Genomic DNA, 16775 nt, shown 5'->3' on the forward strand with positions numbered 1-16775 from the left:
GAACTTGTCCTTATTTCCAAGTTACAATGTCTTCAAAATTTCTTCTAGATTTAGGAAACTCTGGGTCCGCTTTTCTATATCCAAAGGCGGCCATAAAAGCTAGTCCGTATTTATCGGTATCAATTCCAAATTTCTCTTGTAATAAAGCCTCTGCTTTTTCCTGATGAAATCCTTCAATTGGGCAAGAATCTATGCCTGTTAATGCTGCTGATGTCATCATATTACCCAATGCAATATAGGTTTGCTTAGAAGACCAATCGAATAACTTTTTATCCGTATCCAGGTTAAAATCGCGCTCCTGAAATTCTCTATAAAATTTAGAGTACATTTCTATAACTTCGGCAGGCATTTGTTTTACCTCTTTCATCATGTGTTCTATGTAAGGCGCATTGTGTTTTACCATTGGTGCTTTCATTGCCAAACCTAAAACAAAGTGACTGGCAGTATCTAATTTTAAAGGAGCGCCCCAAGCAACCGGTTTTAAAAGCTCTCTTAACTCTTTGTCTTGTACGACCACAAAATGCCAGGGCTCAAAACCAAATGAACTAGGCGATAAATGTGCCGTTTCTAAGATGAATTTCATGTCGGCATCAGAAATGGTCTTTGTAGCATCAAATTCCTTGGTAGCGTGTCTGTAATTAAAAGCGTTTAGGATGTCTTCTTTGGCAATATTAGGTGTGCTCATTATATATATTTTATATCTGTTATTTAATTTTGAGACAAAGATATATAGGTAATGAGCCTATGTTGTAGTATAAAAAAAGGTGATGTATGTACAAAAACAGGTTTTAGAGCAATCAAATATTAAAATATTGCCAAAACAAGCTGTAAGCCAATATAAATAGTGGTTTTATATTATATGTTTTAGATATAAAACCTTTATTATTACTAGTCTAGTTGGTAAGCTCCGTCATTTTGTAAGCAGTAACATTCTCTAATTTGTCTTTAGAAATAATTCTATATGCCGCAATGTGGTCACTTTGAGAATGTTTGGTTAAATATTCTTGATTTACCCATTTTTCATGAAATAGGAATAGGTTTGGGTTGTCATTATCTTGGTGTAAATCATAAGCAATACAACCTTCTTCGCCTCTTGTAGGACTAATAAGCTTTAGTAATTCAGCTTTTATTTCATCTCTATATACTTCTTTTACTAAAATATGTACTACTAGGGTTAAATAAGATTTCTTCATGAAAATGTTTCTAATTAAATGATTTGAAAATAGGAAAAATAAAAACTAAAACTAAAACTAAGTAAAATAAACTACAGCTTTTAAATAAGAGGTAAGTTGGATAAATGTAACATGTATTTTTAAAGGTTATTTTTGATGTTTTGTATTCAATTGTATACTTATTTTGTAATTTTCCATCCAAATATTCGTAAAATGCAGGTATTAGAAGCACATAAACCTTTTGAAATACAAGAAATTGAATTGACTAGCTGGAAGCAACGCCCGGTGAAGAACAATTTTTTTGAACTGGTTTTAATTAAAGAAGGTGAAGGTACGCAGTGCATAAACTATAATGACTATAGCTATAGTAAGAATAGTATGTTTTTGTTACCACCCTTAAAGTGCCATTCTTTTACCATAGAAAAACCTACACGTTTTATTTTTTTAAAGTTCACCGATTCGTTTTTTAAAAATGCGAATAGGATAACCATTGATAGAAATGAATGGTTTAAAGAAGCGTCTTACATACTATCTAACTACAATCAATTGCCAGGCGATATCATTAAGAACGAAATGGATCGTAACTATCTAGAAAATTTAATAGGTATGATTCTTCAAGAGTCTAGAAATTATGGAGAAGAATCTATAAACTTGGTCACTAGTTTAATGACGAGTATTTTAGAAATTTTGATTCGCAATATTAAAAAGAGCAATTATTTTGAATTACCAAAGAACCAAGTTGATGATCGCATCACTAAAATGCTCACCTATATTAATACCCATATCGATAAGACGGAATTATTAAAGGTCGAAAATTTAGCCAAGGTATTTAACATGTCGCCCACCTATGTAAGTGAATATTTTAAAAAACAGGTAAGTATGTCTTTACGTGAATATATAATAAAGGCAAAACTGAAATTGGTAGAAATTCGCCTCTTAAATTCAGACTTCACCCTTACCCAAATAGCAGATGATTTAGGTTTTACAGATGTAAGTCATCTTTCAAAAACCTTCAAACGTTATACAGGCTCATCTATTCGGGATTTTAAAATTAAAGGCGAATATATGTTATTGAAAAGAGCAACTTGTATGCCTGCTGTGCATACTTAAACTAATTGTTCCATTTTTTTAGATTCTCTGATAAGGGCACTTGCCAATACCGTAGTGGCATCAATAATTAAACTGTTTTCTATTTTTTCATATTGAATGGCTAACGGAATTTCGGTACAACCTAATATTACCGCTTGGGCACCTTTTCTAGATAAATATGTGGCTGCCATACTCAAATTTTCTTTTGCCTTTTGATGAACAGGATTAGAGAAAGCCTTTATACCATAACTAGTATCATAAATCGACGGATGCACAAATAAATCTTGAATATCTTCAGAAGGTTGTATTACCTCAATACCATATTTTGATAGCACTTCAGGATATACTTTCGCCAAAATTGTACCAGTAGTTCCCAATACACCTACCCTAGTAATTTCTGGATGTTTTTCCGATATATATTTACCAACTTCTTCAATTAAGTTTACCAAAATACAGGATTCAGGAATGCTCTTTTCAATGAAACTTAAAATAGGCTTGGCATGCGCGGTGTTGCAGGGAATACCAATAATACCGGCTCCACTAGCAATCAACGAAGCTATGATTTCAGAAATGGCAATGCCAGGGTTCACATCTGTCTCACCCAATAAAAATTTGGTACGATCAATAATTTTATGAGGTACAGATAGCATAGATACCGGTAAATGTTCTTGATCAGATGTGGCTTCCGTAAGGTCGTAGACTTTTTTAATTAAATCTATGCCCGCATAACTACCAACACCACCCACAATGCCTATCATTTTGTTTGTCATCATAACTCCACCTTTATTTAGAAAAAGAAATAAGGCATCAAATTAATGGCATTTAAATAAGTAATGGTCTTAATAAATCTATAATTTCTTCAGTATCCTTTTTAACACCCTAAAAAGTAGTTTTTTTTGACTTAAATCAATAAAGAAGTATCGTAAAACTATATACGTCAATAGTTGAATTAATCTGGTCAATAGAACTCAAAAACTGCTCCTATCTTGTGCTTAAATCAAATTAAAACGCAATGAAAATAGAAGATAAAGTAATTATTATAACAGGAGCATCTAGTGGTATTGGTAGAGCTACAGCAATGAAATTAGCGGATAATGGAGCTAAAGTAGTTTTAATGGCACGTAGTGAAGATGAATTGAACGATTTAAAATCAGATATCACCAAAAAAGGTGGAGAAGCTCTTGTGGTTACAGGAGATGTAACTAAAAAAGAAGATTTTGAAAAGGTCGTTTCCAAAACAAAGAGAGAATACGGTAAAATTACAGGATTGGTCAACAATGCAGGTTTAATGCCGTTATCGTTTGTTGAAAAATTGAAGACAGACGAATGGAATAAAATGGTGGATGTTAACATTAAAGGTGTATTAAATGGTGTTGCGGCAGTGCTACCTGCATTGAAAGAAAATAAAGGCGGTAACATTATAAATATATCGTCCATGGCCGCCAACAGGTATTTTCCTGGTGGAGCGGTGTATTGTGCAACGAAATCTGCAGTGAAAATGTTTTCGGAAGGTTTACGCCAAGAATTAGCACCAAAATATGGTATCAACATTACCTCTATAGAACCTGGTGCCGTGGCTACAAATTTGACCAGCACGATTACCGATGAGGATATTAAGGATAAGATGAAGGAAATGCAAAAAATGGAAACGCTTGAGGCGGAGGATATTGCAAATTCCATTTATTACGTGTTAACTCAGCCAGCTAGAGTAAATATCAACGATGTTTATTTGGTGCCAAGCGAGCAACAGTAAACAATCTCTGGGGTAAGCCCCCCAAAGCTATGAATTGAAAACAAATTAATATTTCGGCTTAATCTATGAAGTATTAAAACCTCGATTATCGAGTAACTTAAAAATAATATTATGTCTACGACAACAAAACAAGATACATTTAAAACAATTAACCCCACAACGGGAAAAGAAATAGCATCTCATGCGTACATGACCGATGAGCAAGTTGAAGAAAGCATTCAACAATCTCATAAGGCTTTTCTAAAATGGAAGATGAAAAGCGTTGAAGAACGTGGTGAAATCATAAAAGCAATTGGTAAGGAGCTTCAAAATTATAAGAAAGAACTTGCGGAGTTAATGACCGATGAAATGGGAAAATTACTTAAGCAAAGTAATCAAGAGGTTGACTTATGTACTGCAATATGTGAATATTCTGCGGAACACGCGCCAGAGATTTTAAAGAATGAAGAGCGTGAGCTATCAAATGGAGGAAAAGGAATTATCACCTATTCTCCTATGGGAATTATTTACGGTATACAGCCTTGGAATTACCCTAGTTATCAAGTATTGCGATATACTATTGTAAACCTAATGGCAGGTAATAGTATTTTACTGAAACATGCATCTAACGTAACCGGTACTGCTAAATTATTGAAGACTATTTTTGATACGGCTGGTTTGCCAGCACATCTTTTTAATGTCTTGGTTATTGAACATGACCAATCGAATGCCATAATTGAGCATGATTTGGTTAGAGGCGTTACCCTTACCGGAAGCCCAGTGGCAGGTGAGAAAATTGGAGAAAAAGCAGGTGCCCAACTAAAGAAAACGGTTTTGGAATTAGGTAGTAACGATGCCTATTTGGTATTGGATGATGCGGATATAGATGTAGCGGTAGAAAAGAGTGTTATGGGACGTATTTATAACAATGGAGAAACCTGTATTGCTGCCAAACGATTCATAGCTACCGAGAAGGTATATGATGAATTCAAGGAAAAATTCGTAAAAGCCATGGATGCCTTAAAAGTAGGAGACCCAAAGAATGAGGATACCGAGTTGGGACCAATGGCTCGTGAAGATCTTAGAGAGAAAATTCACGAACAAGTACAAGAAAGTGTAGAGAAAGGAGCCAATGTATTATGTGGAGGAAAAATACCAGACGGTGAGGGTTACTTCTACCCTGCAACGGTACTTGCCAATGTTACGCCTGGGCAACCAGCGTATGATGATGAGTTGTTCGGACCTGTGGCTTCATTAATAAAAGCGAAGGATAATGAAGATGCCATGCGTATAGCCAATGACAGTAGATTTGGCTTAGGTGGTGGTATATTTTCAAAAGATATAAAAAAGGCAACAGAACTTGCTGAAAAACATTTTGACACCGGTATGGTATTTATAAACTCTTTTGGGTTGGCAGAACCAAGTATGCCATTTGGTGGAGTAAAAGATTCAGGATATGGTAGAGAACATGGCGGATTTGGAATGAAGGAATTCGTAAATGTGAAATCTATAATGATCATGGAATAATAATTAAGTTTTAAAAGCACCTAAAATGGTGCTTTTTTTAAATCTACTCTACAGTTCAATCTTTTAAAGCTTTGTTAATAAATGAATGTTCATTCTTTTTTTGAATACCTTTGAACTGTAATTAGAAATAGCGAAAAATACACTGGAATTCTAAGTGGGTAAATGCACTTTTTAAAACGGTATAGACCAGCGTTCCAGTTGTAGAATTATTATATAATTTAAAAGATAACTTATGAATAAGTCAATTAATTTAAAACAACGTCCGGTAGGAACCCCTACCCTTTCCGATTTTGAATTTAAAGAATTGGACAATGAACTAAAGGTCTCTGACGGTGAGCTTTTATTAGAGGCGAAATATATATCCGTTGACCCCTACTTACGTGGTAGAATGAGCGATGCAAAATCATACGTTCCTCCATTTAAAGTGGGAGAACCTATAAGTTCCGGTATTGTAGCAGAAGTGTTGGAATCTAAAAATGGTAATTTCCAAAAAGGAGATTTTGTTTCAGGTCTATTACAATGGAAAGAAAGGCAAATTTCTACAGGCGAAGGCTTGCAGAAAATAGATAAAAGCAAAGCACCATTAAGTGCCTTTTTAGGCATTGTAGGTATGACCGGATTGACCGCCTATTTAGGGCTTCATGAAATTGGGAAGCCTAAAAAAGGTGAAACCTTGGTAGTTTCTGGTGCTGCGGGTGCTGTGGGTAGTGTGGTAGGACAAATCGGTAAAATTCTTGGTTTAAATGTAATCGGTATCGCTGGTACAGACGAAAAAATTGATATGCTGAAATCAGAATTCGGTTTTGACCACGGTATCAATTATAAAACAACCAAAGATATGAAAGCTGCTATTAAAGAAGCGGCGCCAAACGGAGTGGATGTCTACTTTGATAATGTTGGCGGACCAATATCTGATGCGGTATTATTCAATATAAATCAGTTTGCCCGTATTATTATCTGTGGGGCTATATCGGTCTACAATAAAACTGAATTGCCCATGGCGGTTGCCGTACAGCCTTTCTTGGTAAAGAACAGTGCATTAATGCAAGGGTTCATTGTGTCTAATTATGCCGACAAATTTCCACAGGCAATGAAACAATTGTCTACATGGTTGGGCGAAGAAAAACTGACCTATAAAGAAACAATAGTAGAAGGTTTTGATAATACACCACAAGCATTCTTGGATATGATGGATGGTAAGAACAAAGGTAAAATGATAGTAAAAGTCTAATAATAAGACTTCAAAATAATTGCGTAACTAAAAAGAAGATAAAATGAAAATATTATTTGTATTAACGTCTCACGATCAATTGGGAGACACGGGAAAGAAAACAGGGTTTTGGGTTGAAGAGTTTGCAGCTCCATATTATGCTCTTTTAGATAAAGGAGCAGAAATTACGGTAGCAACACCAAAAGGAGGTCAAGCACCAATTGACCCTAGTAGTGATACTGAAGATGCACAAACAAAGGACACCAAACGCTTTAAAGAGGATAAAGAAGCGCAAGAGATAATTGCCAACACAAAAGTATTGGCAGATGTAAATGCCAATGATTTTGATGCCGTTTTCTACCCAGGTGGTCATGGACCGTTATGGGATTTGGCAAACGACCTTACTTCTGTAAAATTGATTGAAACATTCAATGAACAAGAAAAACCAATTGCATTTGTATGTCATGCACCTGCTGCTCTAAAAAGAGTTTCCGGTACAGATGGTAATCCTTTAGTAAAAGGTAAAAAAGTAACAGGATTTACGAATAGTGAAGAAGAAGCTGTACAGCTAACTGAGATTGTACCATTTTTGGTAGAAGATATGCTACAAGAAAACGGCGGAATCTACTCTAAGAAAGAGGATTGGGCAGCATATGCAGTACAAGACGGTAATTTAATTACAGGTCAAAACCCTGCATCATCAGAATTGGTAGCTGAAAAATTATTGGCTGCTTTGAAATAGTTAATAAATTAGTTGATATTAAAAAGCCCGTAAGCTAATGTTTACGGGCTTTTTGTCAATAAATAATCAAACAATTGCAATCAACTTTCTTCTAGCAAGGCATTTACATCAGTAATCAATTGTGCTATTGAAGCACGGTTGAGTCCGTTGTAGATACCCCGTATGTGTTTATTTTTATCTATGAGCAAGAAGTTTTCTGTATGTAAAAAGTCATTAATGTCCTTTGGTATACCTAAATCATTCTCCACGAAATATTCGTTTCTACCTAAGTTATAAATTTCAGTTTTGTCACCAGTAACCAAGTGCCATTTTGAATCTATAACCCCGTTTTTATCCGCATACGTTTTAAGCACGGCCACAGAATCTATGGATGGTGTTACGGAATGGGAAAGGATGGCAACTTCAGGATTATCTAGAAAAGCCTCTTGTACTTTGGTCATATTGTTCGTCATCTTCAAACAAATGCCGGGGCATGTAGTAAAAAAGAAGTCGGTAATATATACTTGATTTTCAAATGACTTCTGTGTCAATGTATCACCTAATTGATCAACCAGTTTAAAATCGGGTATTTTATGAAATCGTTTCTCCTCTTCAGAGTTTGGTGTCAACCAATGTGGTGTAAAAGATTCGTCATTATAATAGGGCAAATACGCTACCCGGCTAGTTTCAGTTACCTGAATATGCTCTTTTTTTACTGTTGGTTTACAGGAAATCAAAACAAGTATAGCTGCTACGTGAAATAAAGTCTTTTTCATAAAGGTTCATTTTCTGATTTAACTACAACTTCATCTTCTAATTGGTAGCAAGAATTTGCTCTTCTTAGACCAAATATGCGTCCGTTTTTGGCTTCATAGTTTACATATAAGGTTCCGTTTTGCAACCAAGCCTTTTGTAGTCCTTCTTCCCTACCGTTTACCAATTGTCTTTCTTTTGCCAATTGCCCATCAGGATACCATTTTCTCTCCACACCATCCATTTTACCATTTACGTAATTAGCTTCTTGAGCTAACTGACCGTTTTCCCACCAGGTTTTGTAAGAACCTTCAAGTCGGTTATTTTTATAATGATACTCAACCCTAAGAACTTCATTGACAGACCATCTTTTGGCGACTCCTTCTCTTTTTCCTTTAACAAAACCCACCTTTTCTGCCAATGTGCCGTTCTCATGTAAGGTTAATGCATAACCATCATAAGGTGAGTTTTTGTAGTACCAGGTACCTTCTAATTGATTAAGGGTCAACTCTTCCTTGAATTTAGTGTCTTGACTGACTTCAACAGGGGTTGCTACCTGAGGCTTTGAACCGGAATTTTGTTTACAGCCGGTCTGCAACATCAGTGCAAGGCAAAGGATATGGAAGTGTTTACTATTCATTTTTAGTAGCCTTGATATGGACCTGCAAATGCTAAATAGGAACCTGTAGTAGAATACACTTCATTGATAATGTGATAATGGTATTCTTCTTCACCATCAGTATACTGTGTGGTAGAAGTATGTCCGCCAGAAGCATCTAAATCCGTTGGGTAATCACCCGTTGCACTGCATTTACGTCCGTAAAGAAATACTCCGTCCAATAATATGCCTACTAGGTTATCGTCGTCATTGGTAAAAGCCTTTGGCTCTAGGTGATAATGATACACACCAGGACCAATATGGGCACCTGTCCAATCTAAACTAGCAGCAGCTTGATCTAAGGCACCCCCACCTTCTTGGTCATTGAATATTGAAGAGCCGCTTACCGCAATACCAACAGTACCTAATTCTGTTTGTACAGTACTACCCGTTAAATCAGGAGTAGCATCTACACGTATGGTATAAGCGTTGTTGTTACTGGACATGATACTTGGTGTAAGGGCAACATCTGGCTCTTCTTTATATAGGGAATTACCCTCTCCCCAATAAACCGTTTCATGATTTGGAAGTCCGGTAGTCTCTATAACAACTTCAGAACCATCTAAATAAATAGTCACGGCATCTGAATTAAACGCACTATACGCAGCATGAAGCTCAGTGACCACTTCATCATCTACATCACTATCGTCTGTTGTACTATCATCTATCACTCCATCATCAACACTGTCGCTACTACAGGCAACAAAGGTTATAAATGCTAATGCAAGAGCAAAAGAAATAGAAGGTATTCTTTTTATGTTTTTTTTTCTCATAATGTAATTTTTAAATTGATTAATGTTATTAAAGCTGTATAAAACTAATGTCTTGATTACTACGGATTTTTAAAAATCAGTGAACCGGTGGAAATTTTAAGTGAGACAGTATTTTGATCAAGAAAGTTTGATGGCTATTTCAATTTGTAAGCCAGTAAATGTTTAAAACAGTAGGCAAAGACAGATGATTTCATATTAAGGTGAATTTGTTAAGAACTGTTCAGTTCTTGATTTAATTTTGTAGCAATAATTTTTGTCTTATTCCTTAAATTTTTGGCAATAGAAAGTTGTCCTTTGGTTTGTAACAACCTGTCAATGACACTGTTTTGATATTCTCTGCTTACTAGCAAATCCGGATAATTTGATCGGTTGCCGTAGTTTTTCATACGCTGATAATTATAGCTGTCTTCCGGTAAAATTTCAATTAATGAAATATGCTTTTCAATGATAGGTTTCAGGCGCTCGTTTATAATATTTTCAATCTTGATTTGTTGATTGTTAAAATTGTCAAGTTCATTGGGATAAGCGGCAATCAGTTTTTTGAGCGAATCACTTTCAATAAATTCAAATTTATTGGTTGCATTAATTGAGTTTATGGCTTCATCCCTAACAATGGTCTTACGGTAATTTAAATTTACGATCATTGACTTGGCATCAGCAGTTAATTCCGCAGGTTCCATACCCAAATAATTTATGGTGTTTTGCAAGGTCTGTATATTCTTGGTATAGTCTGCAATGGCACTATCCAATACACCTAAATTTGTGTTCAGTTCTTGGCTTAGGCTTTTGTAGATTTTAACTTCTACAATTCTATTTTTTCTGGATTCGTTGATATCATTGATCTTCCATGCAATTAGAAGACCTATGACTATAAGTAGAATTTCGCCTAATGCGTAGATTAAATAGGTCTTGAATTTCTCTAATTTTATCAATCTACTTCTAACCTTTCTGAATAAGACCATTTGTTTATATGCTTATCTTATTGATGATAAATAAAGCTTCATGGCGGACCATGAAGCTTTGGGCTAACTTCAACAAATTTTATTGGCACCGCCAAAGGGTATAATACCCCAAGGCTTGCCTCGAATTTAAAAGTGTGATTCCTTTGAATGCCTCATGGGCTTGCCCTGAGGTGTTTTACTGAATCAATATTTAAAATAAACTGTGTAGAAATTAATTTCTAGGTCTTCCTTTAGGTTTTGGAGCCTCATCAAATTCCTCTTTAGAAATAAAACCATCTTCATTGGTATCTATTTCAGAAAAGTTATCCTTTAATGGACCTTTTACCTCTTCTTTAGAAAGCTGGCCATCTTCATCTGCATCCATTTCTTCTAAAAGTTTGGCATATGTTGGGGGCTCTCTTCTTTCACCTTTAGATTGTGCGTTAACTGCTACTGTTCCAAAAGCAACTAATAGGGCAAATAACAATCCTGTTTTTAATGTAATACGTTTCATATATATATAATTTTATAACTAATATTCGTTAGCAAAGATGTAAGAATCTTTAATGCGGAATGGTCGTTTTAAGTGTTTGCCGTTTACATTTAAGCGAAAGGTGTTCTATATACAATGAACGTTTAATTAGCAGCGGTTTAAAGCGCTGTTTTTAAGGTTGGGTTGAAAATTTATTCCTTTTATTTGTACCATGAACAGACATAAGAATATAGTATTTCATGTAGCCTTATGGCTTTTGGTTTGGTCTACCGCATGGATCTTTAGTGGTAGTGATTTTCAGTTCGTACTGGAAAACGGTATGGTACTTATTTTTCAAATAATAGTAATTGCTGTACTGATTTATTTAACGGTGCCATACCTTTTATTAAGGAGAAAGTACATTTTATTTGCAATAGCATCCATTGCAGTGGTAGTAGGCTTGACCTTAATTTTGACCAATGTAATCCCTTGGTCAGGAGGAATGGTTAACGAACCGAATATGGGTACTTTGCCCGGACCAAGACCCGGACCAAGGTTTGACGGCGGCAGACCTTTGCAAGAATTACGTAGACCACCTTCACGGTTTTTCATTAACCTACTTTTAATTACAATTGCCTATATCATTGCAACACTTGTAGAAATATTCTTGTTTGCACAACGTAAAGAAGAGGAAATCATCATCAATAAAAATGAAGCGTTACAAACAGAGCTCAAGCTATTAAAATCACAGATCAATCCTCATTTTCTATTTAATGCCTTGAACAATATTTATGCACTATCTGCAATTGATGCCGGTAGAACGCAAAAGAGTATTAGTTATTTATCAGACATGTTGCGTTATGTGCTATATGAATGTGAACAAGAAATTGTACCGTTATACAAAGAGATAGATTATATTGAGAATTATATAAAACTGTTCTCCCTTAAGAGTAGTAAAACCTACCCTATTTCAACTACGTTTTCTATTGAAGATCAAAATGTGCCCATTGTACCCATGTTGCTGATTCCTTTTTTGGAAAACGCCTTAAAACATAGTAATATTGAAAAGATTGAAGGCACATTTATCAACTTAAAAATTACCTCATTTACTGATGGTATTGATTTTGAACTAGAAAATTCAAAACCAGAGCATGTTGTTGTAAAAGATGATGTTGGCGGTATTGGCATAGAAAATGTAAAAAAGCGTTTGGCTATCTTGTATCCTGATCGACATGAATTAGTGATCAATGAAACTTCTAAGGCGTTTAAAGTGAATTTAAAACTCAGATTACATGAATAGTATAAACTGTATAGTTGTAGATGATGAAGAGTTGGCTAGGTCTTTATTAATAACTTATATTGATAAATTAGAGTTTTTAAATTTAGTTGGTGAAGCTGAGAATCCATTAGAAGCTTTGAGCATAATGAAGGAAAAACAAGTTGATTTATTGTTTTTGGACATTCAAATGCCAGAAATAAAAGGAACGGACTTTGCCAAAATGCTCGGGTCTAAAACCAAAGTTATTTTTACGACGGCTTATTCTCACTATGCTTTAGAAGGATACGAATTAAATGCTGTAGATTACTTGTTGAAACCAATAACCTTTGAACGCTTTGTTACTGCGGTAAACAAGGTACAATCCAATACCACTATTGATAAATTGGATACCATAACCATTAAATCTGGATATGATCTTCATAAAGTTAAGTATGACGATATTCTTTTTGTAGTAAGTGATAGTGAGTATGTAACTTTTCATCTGAAAATCAAAAAAATAATCAGCAATCAGCGTTTAAAGGCATTAGAACAAGAGTTGCCTAGCAGTCTATTTATGAGAGTGCATAGATCGTACATTGTCAATAGAAATTATGTCACTGGATTAAAAGGTAGAGACTTGCAATTATCCGATGTGATTATTCCGGTGAGTGATTCTTATTATGACCATGTAAAACAAGAATTATTTTAGCGCACAACTCAATTAATTTTCTTTTTGCACCATTTTTTCATAAGTACTTAAGTACTAATCATCTATACCCCTCATTTTGAAATTGTGAATATCTATTGCTTTTTTTAAGGTTGCAAACTATGACTAAGAAGTATATTTAGCACCCCAAAAAAAATATAAGATATGAGTGCAACGTGGTACGAGTGTAAAATAAAATATAGAAAATTAGATGATGCATCTGGAATGTTAAAGGTGAAAACCGAGCCATTTTTGGTAGATGCAATTTCTTATACCGAAGCAGAAAGTAGAATTACGGAAGAAATGTCCGCTTACCTAAGCGATACGGAAGAAATAAAGATTACGAATATTAAGGTTGCCAATTTTGCAGAAATTCATCCCTTTGAAAATTCGGACAGATGGTTCAAATCAAAAGTATCATTAATTGCTTTTGACGAAGAAAGTGGTAAAGAACGCAAGACCAATATGTACCTTTTAGTTCAGGCCAATGACGTAAAAGAAGCATATGACAATACCATTAGTGTTATGAAAGATACTATGGGTGAATATTCTGTTCCTTCCATATCAGAATCACCTATTATGGACGTGTTCCCTTACTTTTCTGGCGAAGAGGATGATATGGAACGTGTTGCAAAATTTAATACGGTAAAAGACTCTGTACCCGTAGATAATACTATGGATGAGGAGTTAGAACTTAGCGATGTACTATCAAGTGAAGAGTAGAAATTTCTATTTAAAATATAAAAAGGAGGACTAATGAAGTCCTCCTTTTTGTTTATAGAAAGTATATACTGATTACTTCATTATTAGCACATCATTAATAACGTGTACTACCCCATTGGAAGCTTCTACATTACCTAAAACAATTTCTGTTCTATTACCTTTTTCATCCTTTAAGTTGATTTTATCACCCTTTAAGCTTGCGGTCAAATCTTTACCTCCAACGGTTGTAAAGGTATATTTTCCGTTGGCTCCGTTAATAGCCTCTACAAGCTTGTCGCTAGTAATTACACCAGATACTACGTGGTATTGTAATACTTGAGTCAACATTTCTTTGTTCTCCGGTTTACCCAATTCTGCAATCGACATTTTTTTAGGAAGTTTTTCAAATGCATTATTAGATGGGGCAAATACGGTATAGCTACCAGGTTCTGATAACATTTGATCTAAATCTGCCGCTTTAAGCGCAGATACCAATGTGCTTAACTCTTCATTTTTACCGGCAACCGCTGCAATACTTGTTGCCATCATTTCTTTCTTTTTGGCTTCTTCCTGCATTCTTGTTTCTTCAGCTTTCATTTCAGCCTCCTCCATGGCTACTTTTTCTTCCATGGCTTTTTTATCGGCATCTTTTTTCTTTTGATCGTTACAAGAAGCAAATGCCAATACCGCAAATGTCATTAGTGCAAATTTTTTGATATTTCTAGTTTTCATAATTTTTGTATTTATTTATTAAGATTAAAAGCTCGGCGCAATTTTACCCGAACATATTATTATTTATACCGGAACTTTGTCAGTATGTTCCCTTCTATCCCAGTTTCTATGTTTGGCAATACTTTTAATGAATTTATCTGTTGAATCGTTGATATGTATTGCGCCATCTTCTTTAAAGTTAGCTACGAACGTATGATCTAATACATTTTCACCTTCCTTATCTGCTGCAATTGCCTTGCAGTATTTGAAAGTTTCATTAATGAATTTTATATATTTTCCATTTTCGATAATGGTGCTCACGGACTTTTCACCACCTGGAATGTAAATGGCATCAAAAAGAACACTTTCTGTTGTTGCAATTGCTGCATCTACTTTATGTTTCTTTCCTTTATCACATTTAATGGTACCACCATGTGGAGCAACAATTTTTAACATAGCACCTTCTTTTTCCAATGCTTCTTTAATTGGAGAATAATCGCTCATGCTGAAACCATCTGCGGCTAAAATTGCAATTTGTCTTGTGGCAATGCTATCGAATTTGGTGTGCGCCATGCTAAGGGCTTTAGATTTTTCTAAATAGATTTTCTTTTTTCCTGGTTGGTGCTTTTTCACATCGGCATCAGCACCAATTGCTTGATTTATTGGTTGCTCTATTTCTTTTGGAATTTCCATTCCCAGTCCTTCCCCTACCTTGTTAGCAAGATCTGTATCTATTTGTGCTATTAACCATAACATACGTTCTTTAATATGTTCATGGTTACATTTGCCCAATTCAAAAGTATATGCAGCTGCAACATGTTCTTTTTCCCAATCTGCCAAACTTCTATAAAATAGCGCTGGTTGAGAAAAATGATCGCTAAAGCTTTCGCTACGTGTTCTTATTTTTTTGGCATCTATACGTTCTTCATATGAATGAAATGATCCCTCTGCCATTTTGGATAAATGAGGACAACCACCACTTAAACTATTTGGAAAATAAGCTGTTTGTCCTTTTGGGATTTCCATTTGCATGTGGGCATCACGTTGATTGTTATGTGTGTCCGCTACAGGTCTGTTAATGGGAATTTGATGAAAATTTGGGCTACCTAATCGGGATAATTGTGTGTCTCTATATGAGAATAATCGCCCCTGTAATAATGGATCGTTTGTAAAATCGATTCCCGGTACTATATGTCCAGGTAGAAAAGCCACTTGTTCCGTTTCTGCGAAAAAGTTGTCAGGATTTCTGTTCAAGGTCATTTTACCAATAATTTTTACCGGTACCATTTCCTCTGGTATCAATTTAGTGGGGTCTAAAAGGTCAAAGTCATATTTATGCTCATCTGCTTCTGGAACAATTTGTAGACCTAATTCCCATTCAGGGTACTGCCCTGCTTCAATGGCATCCCATAAATCCCTTCTATGAAAATCTGGATCGGCACCGTTAATTTTTACGGCTTCTTCCCATGTTACAGAATGTACCCCTAAAGTTGGTTTCCAATGAAATTTCACAAAATGCGCCTCCCCTTTGTCATTGATCAATCTAAAGGTATGAATACCGAACCCTTCCATCATTCGCAAGCTTCTGGGAATAGCTCTATCGCTCATTGCCCAAATATGATTGTGTAAAGTTTCTGTAGTCAGTGAGACAAAGTCGTAGAATGTATCATGAGCAGATGCAGCTTGTGGAATCTCTTTATTAGGCTCTGGTTTAACCGAATGTATTAGATCGGGAAACTTCATGGCATCTTGAATAAAGAATATGGGCATGTTGTTTCCAACAAGGTCCCACGTGCCTTCTTGTGTATAGAATTTTACGGCAAACCCTCTTACATCTCTGGCTAAATCAGGAGACCCCTTTGATCCGGCAACGGTAGAAAAACGTACGAATACGGGTGTTTTACGTTTAGTATCCGTAAAAATACCCGCTTTACTATACTCTTCTATACTTTCATATAATTCAAAATAACCATGTGCAGCACTACCGCGGGCATGTACAATTCGCTCCGGTATACGCTCATGGTCAAAACTTGTAATTTTCTCTCGTAAAAGAAAATCTTCTAACAAGGTTGATCCTCTTTCGCCTGACTTTAGACTGTTATTGGTGTCGTTGACTTTAAGCCCTTGATTTGTAGTAAGGGGCTTACCTGTCATATCTTTTTTGAAATTTTCTAATTCCTTAATTTTAGAAGTCTCCTTATTATCTTTTTCCATGGGATAGTGTGTTTTGTTAAGAGCGCTAAAATTATTGCTAACCTATTGTAATTATTAGCTGTGAAAAATTTAAAATGGGCTCAAACCAAAACATACCATATGACCGAATAATATGGATGTAGTAACAATCAATTAT

Annotated in this window: 18 protein-coding genes; 8 read left to right on the plus strand and 10 right to left on the minus strand. The window is 35.3% G+C overall.

All coding sequences use genetic code 11. The annotated features are described in order from the left end of the window. Nucleotides 1-10 precede the first annotated feature (10 nt). Together VBZ51_RS11370 and VBZ51_RS11375 are read right to left on the minus strand one after the other, a co-directional pair. Nucleotides 11-685, minus strand: a complete 675-nt coding sequence (locus VBZ51_RS11370; RefSeq protein ID WP_099192878.1) for an NAD(P)H-dependent oxidoreductase — start codon at nt 683-685, stop codon at nt 11-13. Between the two features lie 208 nt (nt 686-893). Then, entirely contained in the window at nt 894-1193 is a 300-nt protein-coding gene (locus VBZ51_RS11375) for a putative quinol monooxygenase (protein WP_416577001.1), read from the minus strand. Nucleotides 1194-1385: 192 nt separating this feature from the next. Here VBZ51_RS11375 and VBZ51_RS11380 point away from each other — a divergent pair, with 192 nt between their 5' ends. Beyond that, nucleotides 1386-2282 carry an AraC family transcriptional regulator gene (locus VBZ51_RS11380; RefSeq protein ID WP_416577002.1) on the plus strand — a complete coding sequence of 299 codons (897 nt, stop codon included), beginning with the start codon at nt 1386-1388 and terminating at the stop codon, nt 2280-2282. Here the strand turns inward: VBZ51_RS11380 and VBZ51_RS11385 are convergent. Beyond that, nucleotides 2279-3034: an aspartate/glutamate racemase family protein gene (locus tag VBZ51_RS11385; RefSeq protein ID WP_236973409.1), complete on the minus strand. Its 756-nt coding sequence runs from the start codon at nt 3032-3034 to the stop codon at nt 2279-2281. The two genes, VBZ51_RS11380 and VBZ51_RS11385, sit on opposite strands and share 4 nt — an antisense overlap. A 239-nt stretch (nt 3035-3273) precedes the next feature. Between VBZ51_RS11385 and VBZ51_RS11390 the strand changes: the two genes are divergently transcribed. The 4 genes from VBZ51_RS11390 to VBZ51_RS11405 all read left to right on the plus strand — a co-directional run bounded on the left by VBZ51_RS11390 (nt 3274) and on the right by VBZ51_RS11405 (nt 7472). Next, entirely contained in the window at nt 3274-4014 is a 741-nt protein-coding gene (locus VBZ51_RS11390; protein WP_058102766.1) for an SDR family oxidoreductase, read from the plus strand. Nucleotides 4015-4125: 111 nt separating this feature from the next. After that, on the plus strand, nt 4126-5520 hold the full coding sequence (locus tag VBZ51_RS11395; RefSeq protein ID WP_416577003.1) for an NAD-dependent succinate-semialdehyde dehydrogenase: 1395 nt from the start codon (nt 4126-4128) through the stop codon (nt 5518-5520). Between the two features lie 232 nt (nt 5521-5752). Then, nucleotides 5753-6751, plus strand: a complete 999-nt coding sequence (locus VBZ51_RS11400; protein WP_416577004.1) for an NADP-dependent oxidoreductase — start codon at nt 5753-5755, stop codon at nt 6749-6751. 43 nt (nt 6752-6794) lie between these two features. Further along, complete coding sequence (locus VBZ51_RS11405) at nt 6795-7472, plus strand: type 1 glutamine amidotransferase domain-containing protein (protein WP_291960817.1); 678 nt, start codon at nt 6795-6797, stop codon at nt 7470-7472. Nucleotides 7473-7552: 80 nt separating this feature from the next. Here the strand turns inward: VBZ51_RS11405 and VBZ51_RS11410 are convergent, their stop codons facing one another. The 5 genes from VBZ51_RS11410 to VBZ51_RS11430 form a co-directional block, all read right to left on the minus strand. Further along, nucleotides 7553-8227 carry an SCO family protein gene (locus tag VBZ51_RS11410; RefSeq protein WP_416577005.1) on the minus strand — a complete coding sequence of 225 codons (675 nt, stop codon included), beginning with the start codon at nt 8225-8227 and terminating at the stop codon, nt 7553-7555. Then, nucleotides 8224-8844 (minus strand): toxin-antitoxin system YwqK family antitoxin, encoded by a 621-nt coding sequence (locus VBZ51_RS11415; RefSeq protein WP_416577006.1) that lies wholly within the window; start codon nt 8842-8844, stop codon nt 8224-8226. The genes VBZ51_RS11410 and VBZ51_RS11415 overlap by 4 nt, the downstream gene beginning before the upstream one ends. Before the next feature lie 2 nt (nt 8845-8846). Next, on the minus strand, nt 8847-9635 hold the full coding sequence (locus tag VBZ51_RS11420; RefSeq protein WP_416577007.1) for a YHYH protein: 789 nt from the start codon (nt 9633-9635) through the stop codon (nt 8847-8849). Between the two features lie 209 nt (nt 9636-9844). Beyond that, nucleotides 9845-10597: a hypothetical protein gene (locus tag VBZ51_RS11425; RefSeq protein WP_416577008.1), complete on the minus strand. Its 753-nt coding sequence runs from the start codon at nt 10595-10597 to the stop codon at nt 9845-9847. A gap of 211 nt (nt 10598-10808) precedes the next feature. Beyond that, nucleotides 10809-11090 carry an EF-hand domain-containing protein gene (locus VBZ51_RS11430; RefSeq protein WP_058102755.1) on the minus strand — a complete coding sequence of 94 codons (282 nt, stop codon included), beginning with the start codon at nt 11088-11090 and terminating at the stop codon, nt 10809-10811. Nucleotides 11091-11280: 190 nt separating this feature from the next. Here VBZ51_RS11430 and VBZ51_RS11435 point away from each other — a divergent pair, with 190 nt between their 5' ends. From VBZ51_RS11435 to VBZ51_RS11445, 3 genes are all read left to right on the plus strand, one after another. Next, on the plus strand, nt 11281-12348 hold the full coding sequence (locus VBZ51_RS11435) for a sensor histidine kinase (RefSeq protein WP_321827432.1): 1068 nt from the start codon (nt 11281-11283) through the stop codon (nt 12346-12348). After that, on the plus strand, nt 12341-13015 hold the full coding sequence (locus VBZ51_RS11440) for a LytR/AlgR family response regulator transcription factor (RefSeq protein WP_416577009.1): 675 nt from the start codon (nt 12341-12343) through the stop codon (nt 13013-13015). The genes VBZ51_RS11435 and VBZ51_RS11440 overlap by 8 nt, the downstream gene beginning before the upstream one ends. A gap of 162 nt (nt 13016-13177) precedes the next feature. Continuing rightward, nucleotides 13178-13735 (plus strand): DUF4494 domain-containing protein, encoded by a 558-nt coding sequence (locus VBZ51_RS11445; protein WP_074673874.1) that lies wholly within the window; start codon nt 13178-13180, stop codon nt 13733-13735. A 72-nt stretch (nt 13736-13807) separates the two neighbouring features. Here VBZ51_RS11445 and VBZ51_RS11450 read toward each other — a convergent pair whose 3' ends face one another. Together VBZ51_RS11450 and VBZ51_RS11455 are read right to left on the minus strand one after the other, a co-directional pair. Further along, complete coding sequence (locus VBZ51_RS11450; RefSeq protein ID WP_416577010.1) at nt 13808-14446, minus strand: fasciclin domain-containing protein; 639 nt, start codon at nt 14444-14446, stop codon at nt 13808-13810. A gap of 63 nt (nt 14447-14509) precedes the next feature. Beyond that, the gene (locus tag VBZ51_RS11455; protein WP_416577011.1) at nt 14510-16639 is read right to left on the minus strand and encodes a catalase; all 2130 of its coding nucleotides are present in this window, start codon (nt 16637-16639) and stop codon (nt 14510-14512) included. Between the last annotated feature and the right edge of the window lie 136 nt (nt 16640-16775).

This window comes from Maribacter sp. HS (assembly GCF_048059195.1).
GTDB classification, from domain to species: domain Bacteria; phylum Bacteroidota; class Bacteroidia; order Flavobacteriales; family Flavobacteriaceae; genus Maribacter; species Maribacter dokdonensis.